Here is an 11011-nt window from a genome sequence, read left to right on the forward strand (position 1 = left end):
GTTCCTGCTTGCCGTCGATGACAGGCGCTTTGCCGGCTTCGACTGTTATGGTGGCGCCGCCGTCGATGGCGAGTTCCACCGGCTTGCGGTTGCACAGATTGAGCAGCGCGTCGCAGGTGGCGCGTCCTTCGGCCTTCGAGCCGCCGGTCAGATGATGCACGCCGCCCAGCGACAGCATCTGCGAGCCATACTCGCCCGTCGTGACATGGCCGATTGCCTCGCCTTGCGATCGCACAATAGCCGTCTCGGGTCCGATATGCCGGTCGGTGTCGATCTTCACCTTGACGCCGCAGTACGAAAAAATGCCTTCCGTGACGACGGTGACGAGATCGACGCCTTCGACTTCCTGGCTGACGATGAACGGCGCCGGCTTGTAGTCGGGATAGGTGGTGCCGGCGCCGATTGCGGTGACGAAGCGGCGGCCGGTGTTGACCAGTTCGCCGTCCCATTGTTCGCCCTCGGCGACGAACGGCACGATTGCCGCGCCGGCCTCGGCCGCATGGTCGAGGATGGTCAGCGGGTCCATCCGCACGATCCTGCCGCCGACATTGCCGTAGCGGTCGCAGGCGCCGGTGCGACCATCAGCGATGTAGCACATCACCGGACAGGCATCGCAGCGGATCTTCTCCGCCACCAGCTTCTCACCGGGATCATGGGTTTCGAAGCGTTCGGCAAGCTCGCTCATCGGCGTGCCTCCTTTTCGCGGATGCCATCTTTTTCGCGGATGCCAGCGCGGATACGCGTCGGCGTCGCCGGAACCTTGGTGATCAGAACGCCGGTGGCGTGGCGGATGGCGTTGAGGATTGCCGGCGCAGTCGGGATCAGCACATGCTCGCCCAAACCCTTGGCGCCAAAGGGTCCTTCCGGATCCGGAACTTCTATCAGGATGGTCTCGATCGGCGGCACGTCGCCAATGGTCGGGATGAGATAGTCGTGCAGGTTCTCGGTGCGGCCGGGGATGTACTCTTCCATCAGCGCCATGCCGATGCCTTGCGCGATACCGCCCTCGATCTGGCCTTCGGCCAGCAGCGGGTTGATCGCCTTGCCCACATCATGCGCGGCGGTGATCTTGATCAGCTTCACCGTGCCGAGCTTGAGATCGACCTCCAGTTCGGCGATCTGCGCGCCATAGCCGTAAACGGCGTAGGGTTTGCCCTGGCCCTTGGCATCGAGGGGCAGCGTCGGCGGGTCGTAGGTCTCCTCGGCGCGGAAGACGAAGCCCTCGGCATCCAGATCCAACGTCGTGAGGTCGATGCGGCGCGTGGCTTCTCCCTCGCGGATGACGATCGCCGGGCCGTCGAGTTGGAGAGCGGCTTTTTCCGAAACATTGGCGAAACGAAGTATCTTTTCACGCAAGGCGCGGCCGGCCTTCTCGGCCGCCTTGCCGGTGACGAAGGTCTGGCGCGAGGCCGATGTCTTGCCGGCATCGGGAGTAATTGATGTATCGGCGCTCTTCAGCTGGAATCTCTCCAGCGGCAGGCCGAGCGCGTCGGCGCAGATCTGGGCGATGACCGTGTTCGAACCCTGGCCGATATCGACCGCGCCCTGGTGCAGGATGACCGTGCCGTCGGCCGCGATGCCGACCCGAATGGTCGACGGATTGGGCAGCGAGGTGTTGCCGCAGCCATACCAGCAGGACGCGACGCCGACGCCGCGCTTTCTATCTGTGTTGGCGCTGTTGAATGCCTCCGCATCGGCCGCCGCGCGCGCCCAGTGCGGCCGCAGCGATTCGAGGCATTCGGCAATGCCGACGCCGGAGTCCAGAAGCTGTCCTGTGACCGTTTCGGAGCCGTTCCGAAGGCAGTTCTTCAAGCGAAAATCGAGCCTGTCCATGCCGAGCTTGCCGGCCAGCTCATCATAGAGGGTCTCCTGCATGATCGTCGCTTGCGGCACGCCGAAGCCGCGGAAGGCGCCGGAGATCGGCCCATGCGTATGGATGGCGCGGCCTTCGGCGCGGTAGTTCGGCGTCGCATAAGGTCCGGAGGCGTGCACCGGCACGCGGTTGGCCACGGTAGGGCCCCAGCTTGCATAGGCGCCGGTGTTGAAATCGCCTTCGAAGATCATGCCGGTGACAAGGCCGTCGGCATCGGCGCCGATGGTTGCTTTCATCTCGGCCGGATGGCGCTTGGTGGTCGACATCATCGATTCGGTGCGGGTGTAGGCAAGTGCCGCCGGCCGCCCAGTCTTCATCGCCACAAGGCCGATCAGCGGCTGCAGCGAGACGTCGAGCTTCGAGCCGAAACCGCCGCCGGTCGCGGTCGGCACGATGCGCACCTTGTCGACGGCAAGGCCGAGCACCTTCGCCGTCTCGTCGCGGTCCATATAGGGCGCCTGGGTGCAGGCGACGACGACCAGCGTGTCGCCGTCCACATAGGCATAGCCGGCTTCCGGTTCGATATAGGCGTGCTCGACATAGGAGGTGTCGATGACGCCGGACACCGTGAACGCTGCACCGGCAAGGGCCCCTTCCGGATCGCCGCGTTCGACGAAGCCGGAGGTCAGCAGGTTTGCCGGTCTGTTCTCATGGATGAGCTTGGCACCGCCGGCGCGCGCTTCGCAGGATTGGAGAACATGCGGCAATTCGGTCCAGCGGATCGGAAAATCCGAGAGGTCGATATCGAGCATCGCCTCGCGCTCGCCAGCGACCAACGCCACCGCCTCACCGCGAAGGCGGGCAAACCCTTCGGCCAGTGCCGGCTGGTCGGCGAAGGGGCCGATGACGCCGAAACAGTTTTTTCCCGGAATGTCGGCGGCGGTGAAGACGCCGGCGACACCGGGATGTGCCTTCGCCCAGCCATCGAGGTCACCGAAGGCGAAGCTGGCGTGATAATGCGGAGAGCGGATCACCAGTACCGCCAGTGCATCGGCGGGGAAGGAATCGCTGCCGAATTTCTCAGCCCCGGTGACCTTCGGCACGCCGTCGAGCCGGATGGGCGAGGAACCGATCGCGTGGCCTGACCGGGGCAAGCGGAAATCCAGGCTTGCTGCCTGCAGGGAGGCATCCATCACTGCGGCAATGATCTTCCGGTAGCCGGTGCAGCGGCACAGAATTCCGCCGAGCGCGTCCTGTACCTCGACCTCGGTGGGGCTCGCCTTCTTCTCCAGCAGAGCCGTCGCCGCAACCAACAGGGCGGGCGTGCAAATCCCGCACTGCGCAGCGCCATGGGCAAGGAAAGAGGCCTGCAACGTCGACAGCCGGCCGTTGGCAAGCCCTTCAACTGTCGTCACCGATGCGCCGGCAGCGGACGCCGCCGACATCAGGCAGGCGCAGACGGGATCGCCGTCGACCAGCACCGTACAGGCGCCGCAATCGCCGGCATCGCAGCCGACCTTGGTGCCGGTCAGCCCCAGTTCGTCGCGCAGCACCAGGGACAGTCGGCGCAGCGGCGGCACATTGACCGATACGGCGCTGCCATTGACCTCGAAGGCGATGTCAACGCGCTCCGGGCCGCGAGCAGGCCGAACGGCGCCCAGGTCGGGCACTGCTTCACGCACGTCAGGTTGAACCTGGCTCATGCCGCCACCTCTTCGCCAGTCGTCCGCCCCACAGCCGCAAGCACGGCGCGGGCAACAATCTCGCGCACTGCATCAAGCCGGTATTCGGCGCTGCCGCGCACATCGGCGATCGGCGACAGTTCGCTCATCGGCGCGGACAGGACCGCATCGGCAAGCTCGCCATCCACCGGCAGCCCGCACAACGCGGCTTCGACGCCGGCCAGCCGCTTGGCCACCACCGAACAGGAGCCGGCCGCGACCGCCGCTTGCCGGACGGTGCCATTGTCGACGGCCAGACGTGCTGCCACCATGGCGATGGAAATGACGAGGTAGCGCCGGGCGCCGAGCTTGACGAAAGCCGACGTGCCGCTGGGCTTCGGCACGCGGATCGCCGTGACCATCTCACCGGGCAGCAGAGCCGTGCGGCGGTTGCCGAGAATGAAGTCCTGCAACGGCAGGTGCCGCGTCGCTGCCACCGAGCGCAGCTCGACCTCGGCATCGAGGACGAGCAGGGCTGGCACGCCGTCGGCGGCAGGCGAGGCGTTGCAGAGATTGCCGGCGACCGAGGCGACGTTCTGGATCTGCGCCGAGCCGACCTCTCGCGCCGCCTGCTTCAGCGCCTCGAAGGCCGGCGGCAAGGGATGGCGGACGATGTCGGTCCAGGTCGTGCGCGCGCCGATGACGAAATGGTCGCTCGCCTCGGCAATGCCGCACAGCGCCGCCAGGCCGTTAATGTCGAGAACATTGTCGCGGATCGGTTTGCTGCCCTGTGCCGGATAGAAATCGGTGCCACCGGCAAGGATGCGCCAGGCGCCCTCGCCAAGCAAAGCGAGCGCTTCGTCGACCGAGGTGGGTTTCGCGTAACGGATCACGCTTTGCCTTCCCGAAAAGAGGCCTTCCAGAGCTGGTACTTCGAAAGATCCTTCCAGCACAGGGGTCGGAAAATTCATTCGTATGCAAATGATATCAAGCTGGCAGGATTTGTCAAAGCCGGAGTTTGCCGCGGCGCCGCCGGCACGCATTTGTTATGGCTTGAGAGGTTGACGCGGCCGGCCATCTGGTCAAGTTTCTGCGTCCGGTCGCGTCAGCGGCATTTTCCACTGGAGCCTGCATACGGAAGAGGAAAGCCCATGGCCGACGAAGCGCTTGTCGTCATCGACCTGCAGAACGATTTTTGTCCCGGCGGCGCGCTGGCGGTTGCCGGCGGCGACGAGATCGTGCCGCTGGTCAACGACCTGATCCGGCGAACCGACCATGTCGTGCTGACGCAGGACTGGCATCCCGCCGGTCACTCCAGCTTTGCTTCCAGCCATCCGGGCGCGCAGCCCTTCACCATGATCGAAATGCCGTACGGCCAGCAGACGCTGTGGCCGGACCACTGCATCCAGGGCAGCCTGGGCTCGGATTTCCATTCCGGCCTCGCCTGGACCAAGGCCGAGCTCGTCATTCGCAAGGGATTTCGGCCTGATATCGACAGCTACTCGGCCTTCTTCGAGAACGACCGCACGACCCAGACCGGCCTTGCCGGCTACCTCCGGGAGCGCGGCATCGACACGCTGACCCTGGTCGGGCTGGCGACCGATTTCTGCGTCGGCTTTTCGGCGCTGGATGCCGTCAGCCAGGGCTTCAAAACCACAGTGCGGCTGGATGCCTGCCGCGGCATCGATCTCAACGGTTCGCTCCATGCCACGCTGCAGCGCATGCGCGACGCCGGCGTGAGGCTCGAAGACCCTTTGTCGGACTGACGGATCGTGAGGCGCAAGAGGGGCTTTTTGTGGGTCGCGACGAAGGCGGCAATCGTCGTGGCCGTGCTGTTTCCGGCACAGGCTTTCGGGGCGGAGGAACACGGCCTGCCCGGCGCTTCGATGTCGCTGTGGTGGGCGCTGCCCTTTGCCGGGCTGCTGTTGTCGATCGCCACTGGTCCGCTGCTGTTTCTTCATGTCTGGGAGCATCACTACGGCAAGATCGCGGCCCTTTGGGGCGCTCTGGTGGTCCTGCCGCTGGCGGTCGCCTTCGGTGTCCCCACAGCGACCGAAGCGGTGCTGCATGCGTTGCTCACCGAATACATGTCGTTCATCATCCTGCTGTTTGCGCTGTTCACCATTTCCGGCGGCATTCTCCTTGCCGGCAACATTCACGGCACGCCGCTGGTGAATGCCGGCCTGCTGCTGGTCGGCGCGCTGCTGGCCTCGGTGATCGGCACGACCGGTGCCTCGATGATCCTGATCCGGCCGATCATCCGCGCCAACGATAACAGGCGGTTCAACGCCCATGTCGTCATCTTCTTCATCTTCCTGGTGTCCAACATCGGCGGCTCGCTGACGCCGCTTGGCGATCCGCCGCTGTTCGTCGGCTTCCTGCGCGGCGTCGACTTCTTCTGGACGACGACGAACCTCTGGCGCGAGACGCTGTTCGTCGGCGGTGTCGTGCTGGGCATTTTTCTGGTGATCGACATCATCCTGCACCGGCGCGAGGCTGGCGCGCCGAAGATCAAGGACCCGACACCGGATACCAAGGTGCGCCTGCGCGGCCTGGCCAACCTTCCGCTGCTGGCGGGGGTGATCGGCGCCATCCTGCTATCGGCGGCTTGGAAGCCGGGCGTCAGCTTCTCCGTGTTCGGCGTCAGCCTGGAACTGCAGAACCTGGTGCGCGACGCCATGATCCTGGCGCTCGCCCTCGTTTCACTTGTCATTTCGCGCAAGGAATACCGCGAGGCCAATGGCTTCAACTGGGGTCCGATAGCAGAGGTGGCCAAATTGTTTGCCGGCATCTTCATCTGCATCGTGCCGGTCATCGCCATCCTCAGGGCAGGCCATGAGGGTGCGCTGGCGCCGCTGGTGTCGCTTGTGAGTTCTTCCTCCGGCCAGCCCAACGATCTCGCCTATTTCTGGCTGACCGGGGCGCTGTCATCCTTCCTCGACAATGCGCCGACTTATCTGGTGTTCTTCGAGCTTGCCGGCGGTGACCCCCGGCACCTGATGACGGAGTTCGCTTCGACGCTTGCCGCGATCTCGGCCGGCGCGGTGTTCATGGGCGCCAACACCTATATCGGCAATGCGCCGAATTTCATGGTCTACGCCATCGCCCGACATCGCGGCGTGAAGATGCCGGGCTTTTTTGGCTATATGGCATGGTCGGGCCTGGTGCTGATCCCGACATTTTTGGTAGCGGGTTTTCTGTTCTTCGGCTGATCAACCCACGCCGACATAACGGCGCACCGCCGACGGGTCGGCGCGCAATTCCTCGACATCGACCGTCTCGCGGTTGCGGCCGTTTTCGACGAAAGCAACGCGGTCGGCGACAGAAAGCACTGCATCGACCCGTTGTTCGACCAGGATGGTCGACACGCCCATGTCACGCAGCGTCGACACCGTCTCGCGGATCTTGGCGATCATCGACGGCATCAGTCCTTCGGTCGGCTCGTCGAGCAATAGCACCTGCGGTTCGAGGCAGAGTGCACGCGCCATCGCCAGCATCTGCTGTTCGCCGCCGGACAGTGTGCCGGAACGCTGCCGCAGCCGCTGGCGCAGCAATGGAAAGAGGTCGAGCACGTTTTCACGCGTCGCCTTGCCTTTGCCGCGCGCCATCAGGCCGATCTCGATGTTTTCCGCCACCGTCATTTCGGCGAACAGTCGCCTTCCCTGCGGCACATAGGCGACGCCGGCCTTCGGCACCTCATGCGCCGGCAGGCCGGTCAACTCCTTGCCATCGAGCCTGATCGAGCCGGCGCTCGAGGGGACCAGCCCCATGATGGCCTTGAGTGTCGTCGTCTTGCCGGCGCCATTGCGGCCGAACAGGCACAGCACCTCGCCTTTGTTCAGCACCAGGTCGAGGCCATAGAGCACCTGGACCTCGCCATAGAAGCAGTCGAGCCGCGAAATGGTGAGTGCTTGAGGCGTGGCCTCGGCCTGGTTTGCCTCGGTCATGGGGCAGTCCCCAGATAGGCTTCCTGCACCGCCGCGTTTTCGCGGATCGCTTCGGGCGTGCCTTCGGCGAGGATCTTGCCGGCATTGAAGACAGTGATGCGGTCGGCCAGCTGCATGACGACAGGCATGTTGTGCTCGATCAGAAGCACGGTGGCGTTCTTGGCGATCTCGCGCACCAGGGTGATGAAATTGTCGATCTCGCTGTCGGCCAGCCCTTGCGTCGGCTCGTCGAGGATCAAAAGGCGCGGCTTCAGCGCCAGCCCCATCGCCACTTCCAGCAGGCGCTGATGGCCGTAGGACAACTGCCCGGCCGGCATGTGGGCGCGATCGGCCAGGCCGGTGCGTTCGAGTGCGGTCATGACAGCGGCCTGTATCGCGCTCCTGGAATGGCTGCCATGCCGCAGCGTCAGTTGCGCGGGCAGCGCGACGTTGGCGTAGACGGACAGGTTGGCATAGACGCTGGTGAGCTGGAAGGTGTAGGCGATCCCCCTGCGGACCCTGACATAGGCAGGCAGATTGGTGATGTCGGCGCCGTCGAAGACGATCATGCCGGCAGACGGCTGGATGCGGCCGCTGACCAGGCTGACGAAGGTGGTCTTCCCCGCTCCATTGGGGCCGATCACGGCGCGGATTTCGCCCGGCATCAAGGAGAAATCCACACGGTCGACGGCACGCAGGCCGCCGAAGTCGCGAGAAAGGCCCTTGGTGGTCAAAAGCGGCATCATGGCAGCCACCCGAGCCAGCGCTGCCTAATGCTGCCCAGAATGCCTTTGGGGAAGAACAGCACAAGCAGGATCAGCGCGATGCCGACGATCAGCAGATAGGCGGAGGTGTAGCCGCTGGTGATATCGATGACATAGTACATGAACAGCGTGCCGATCAGCGGCCCGAGCGTTGTTGCAGCACCGCCCAGCAGCACCCACAGCAGCGGCAGGATCGAATACTGCACCGACGCGAAGCTCGATCCGACATAGCCGAACAGCAGCGCATAGGCGGCACCCGAGCCGGCGCAGATGATGCCGGAGATGACGACGGCGGCGAGCTTGTTGGAGAAAGTGTCGTATCCCAGCATCTTCGTCCGCTCCTCATTCTCGCGGATGGCGACCAGCACGCGGCCATACCGGGAGCGGACGATGGCCAATGTGACGAGAAGCACGATCGAAAACAGCGCCAGCGCCGTCATGTAGCGAACGGTCGGATTGGTGAGCTCGAGCGATGTCGCGCCGAAGGTGAGCACACGGGCCGGCTGCGGCACGACCATGCCCTGGTCGCCGCCGGTCCACGTCGCGAAGTAGAGGATGAGGAGGTAGAACACTTGCGCGAACATCATGGTGACGATCATGAAGGCGACGCCGGTGGTGCGCAGCGCCAGCAGGCCGATCACGAGTGACACAACAACACCACAGGCAAGCCCCGCGGCGAACGCCGCTGGTACGCTCCAGCCGAGCTGGATGACGGCAAGGCCGGCGCCATAGAGCCCGGCGGCAAAGAACATGGCATGGCCGAGGCTGAGCAGGCCGACATAGCCGAACAGCATGTTGTAGCCCATGGCGAACACTGCCAGCACCATGATGCGGGCGAGCAGGCCGTGATAGTATTCCGGCAGAAGGAAGCTCAGCACGAAAAGCAGCCCGACGACGCCGAGATGCATGGCATAGGCTTTTACCGGCGAAGCTTCGCTCATCGCGACCTCGTCCCGAACAAGCCTTGCGGACGGAACACCAGCACCATGGCGACCAGCAGCGTGGCGATGATCTTGGCCAGCGTCGGCGAGAAGAACATCGAGATGATGCCGTCGGAGAGACCGATCAGCACGGCGGCGACGACCGTGCCGCGCAGCGAGCCGAGGCCGCCGATGATGACGACGATGAAGGAGAGCAGCAGCGGGTCCTGCCCCATCAGGTAATGCGCCTGGCTGATCGGCACGATCAGCACTGCGGCAATGGCCGCCAGCATGGCGCCAAGCGCGAAGACGCCGCCATAGACGCGGCCGACGGGGATGCCGAAGGCCTGCGCCGTCTCGCTGTCATACTGCGTGGCGCGCATGACGAGGCCGACCTTGGTGCGCGTCAGCACCAGCCATGTCGCGGTGAGCAGCAGCGCGGAAGTGGCGATGACAGACAGTTTGTAGCCGGAGTAGCCGAACCACGGCAGAAGGATGCGGTAGCTGAACGGCGGCTCCACCGGCCGCGCCTCCGGACCGTAGAAGGTCAGCGCCAGCTGCTGGATGATGTAGAGCATGCCGATGGTGGCGACGATGGTGGCTTCCGGATTGTAGTTGAGCCGGCGCAGCACCAGCCGTTCGGCGACCAGCGCAATGGCGCCGACGATCAGCGGAGCAATCACAAGTGCGGCCAGGAAGCCGAGCGCCGGATGGCCGCCAATGGCTGTGGTGATCGCCCAGGCGAGCACGGCGCCCAGCATGAAGAACTCACCGTGCGCGACATTGACCACCAGGACAGGCCGAGCGCGGTCAGCGCCAGCACGGCTGAGGTGACGAGGCCTTCGAGGGCGGCGAGGAGGAGGTGGGGACCGAAGTGCATGCTACACGCCCAGCGATAGCGCAATCGCGCCCCTTGCGGGGGGTGAGGAGTGGTCCGCGCAGCGGACGGAAAGCCAATTGCTTGGCTTTCCGAACGACGAACGCCCGGAGCGACAGCGAAGGGCCGGGTCCGGCAGGCCAGAGGGGGGGGCCTTGGCGCTCACGCTGCTGCGCTAAGCTCACAGCGCCTGCGTCGTATAATCCCCTTCGGCCTCGTAAAGTCCGTCCTCGATCTTGGTCTTGTGCACGACCTTGAGCTTGCCGCCTTCGATCTTGGAGATGTTCTGGATGCCAAAGCACTGGTGGATCTTGCCGTTGAAGGTCTTCGGTCCCTGCGGATGTTCCGGACCTTCGGCGAATTCGGTCAGCGCCTCGGTCGCCTCGACCAGCTTGGCGCGGTCTTCCGGTCCCTTGTAGCCGGCGTCCTCCATCGCCTTCTTGACGACGTAGAGCGTTTCCCAGCAGCCGAACATGTGGGCTGCGGTGGAGACGTCCTTGGGGTCGCCGACGGCGGCGCCATTGTCGTCGATGCCGACAGCAGCGCGATAGGCCTTCTGCGCCTCGGAATCATCGGCCTGCGCATAGCGCGGCGAGCCTTCCCAGAAATGGCTGCCATCGAGGAATTCGAGGCCGGGGCTGTTGATGTCGGTGGCTTCGAGCGAATCGATGAAGCCGAACAATTGCGGCCGGTTGGAGCCGTAGAACTCACCAAGCTCCTTGACGAAGGTGAGCACGGCCGGGCCGACCATGACGTGGTAGATCACCTCGGTCTCGGCCGGGATCTGCGGAAAATACTTGGTGAAGGACGATTCTGTCGGCGGGATGGCGATCTGCGCGATGACCTCGCCGCCTTGCGCCTTCAGCGCCGGCGGCAGGTAGTCGCGGTGGTCGTAGCCGAAGGCGAAATCCGGGAAGATCTGCGTCACCTTCTTGCCTGCATTGGCCGCGATCCACGGCGCCATCGACTGGATCTGGCTCTTCACGTCGGTGATGCCGGGCTGGAAGACATAGCGGTTCAGCTTGGTCGAGGCGACGTGATGGCCTTCGC

General features: G+C 64.6%; 8 protein-coding genes and 2 pseudogenes. 2 read left to right on the forward strand and 8 right to left on the reverse strand.

Going from position 1 to position 11011, the window contains the following annotated elements; all coding sequences use genetic code 11:
- From ENZ75_RS08045 to ENZ75_RS08055, 3 genes and pseudogenes are all read right to left on the reverse strand, one after another.
- Positions 1-685: pseudogene (locus ENZ75_RS08045) on the reverse strand (6-hydroxynicotinate reductase); the annotation flags it as partial.
- Positions 682-3516, reverse strand: coding sequence for a molybdopterin-dependent oxidoreductase (locus tag ENZ75_RS08050; protein WP_063169736.1), 2835 nt, complete (start codon positions 3514-3516; stop codon positions 682-684). The pseudogene ENZ75_RS08045 and the gene ENZ75_RS08050, both read right to left, overlap by 4 nt.
- Entirely contained in the window at positions 3513-4367 is an 855-nt protein-coding gene (locus ENZ75_RS08055; protein ID WP_063170426.1) for a xanthine dehydrogenase family protein subunit M, read from the reverse strand. The genes ENZ75_RS08050 and ENZ75_RS08055 overlap by 4 nt, the downstream gene beginning before the upstream one ends.
- Before the next feature lie 258 nt (positions 4368-4625).
- Here ENZ75_RS08055 and pncA point away from each other — a divergent pair, with 258 nt between their 5' ends.
- On the forward strand, positions 4626-5240 hold the full coding sequence (gene pncA / locus ENZ75_RS08060; RefSeq protein WP_063169737.1) for a bifunctional nicotinamidase/pyrazinamidase: 615 nt from the start codon (positions 4626-4628) through the stop codon (positions 5238-5240).
- Between the two features lie 27 nt (positions 5241-5267).
- Positions 5268-6686: a sodium:proton antiporter gene (locus tag ENZ75_RS08065; protein WP_063169738.1), complete on the forward strand. Its 1419-nt coding sequence runs from the start codon at positions 5268-5270 to the stop codon at positions 6684-6686.
- On the opposite strand, the gene ENZ75_RS08070 is transcribed toward ENZ75_RS08065, so the two are convergent.
- From ENZ75_RS08070 to ENZ75_RS08090, 5 genes and pseudogenes are all read right to left on the reverse strand, one after another.
- Positions 6687-7421, reverse strand: coding sequence for an ABC transporter ATP-binding protein (locus ENZ75_RS08070; protein WP_063169739.1), 735 nt, complete (start codon positions 7419-7421; stop codon positions 6687-6689). It abuts the gene before it with no gap.
- On the reverse strand, positions 7418-8146 hold the full coding sequence (locus ENZ75_RS08075) for an ABC transporter ATP-binding protein (RefSeq protein ID WP_063169740.1): 729 nt from the start codon (positions 8144-8146) through the stop codon (positions 7418-7420). Before ENZ75_RS08075 ends, ENZ75_RS08070 begins: the two co-directional genes overlap by 4 nt.
- The gene (locus tag ENZ75_RS08080) at positions 8143-9105 is read right to left on the reverse strand and encodes a branched-chain amino acid ABC transporter permease (protein ID WP_063169741.1); all 963 of its coding nucleotides are present in this window, start codon (positions 9103-9105) and stop codon (positions 8143-8145) included. The genes ENZ75_RS08075 and ENZ75_RS08080 overlap by 4 nt, the downstream gene beginning before the upstream one ends.
- Positions 9102-9964, reverse strand: a pseudogene (locus ENZ75_RS08085) (branched-chain amino acid ABC transporter permease). The gene ENZ75_RS08080 and the pseudogene ENZ75_RS08085 overlap by 4 nt, the downstream one beginning before the upstream one ends.
- A gap of 178 nt (positions 9965-10142) precedes the next feature.
- Positions 10143-11011, reverse strand: an 869-nt coding sequence (locus ENZ75_RS08090; RefSeq protein WP_164887759.1) for an ABC transporter substrate-binding protein, incomplete at its 5' end; no start/stop codon positions are given.

This window comes from Mesorhizobium sp. M7A.F.Ca.CA.002.04.1.1 (genome assembly GCF_004022805.1).
In the GTDB taxonomy this organism is placed as follows: Bacteria; Pseudomonadota; Alphaproteobacteria; order Rhizobiales; family Rhizobiaceae; genus Mesorhizobium; species Mesorhizobium ciceri.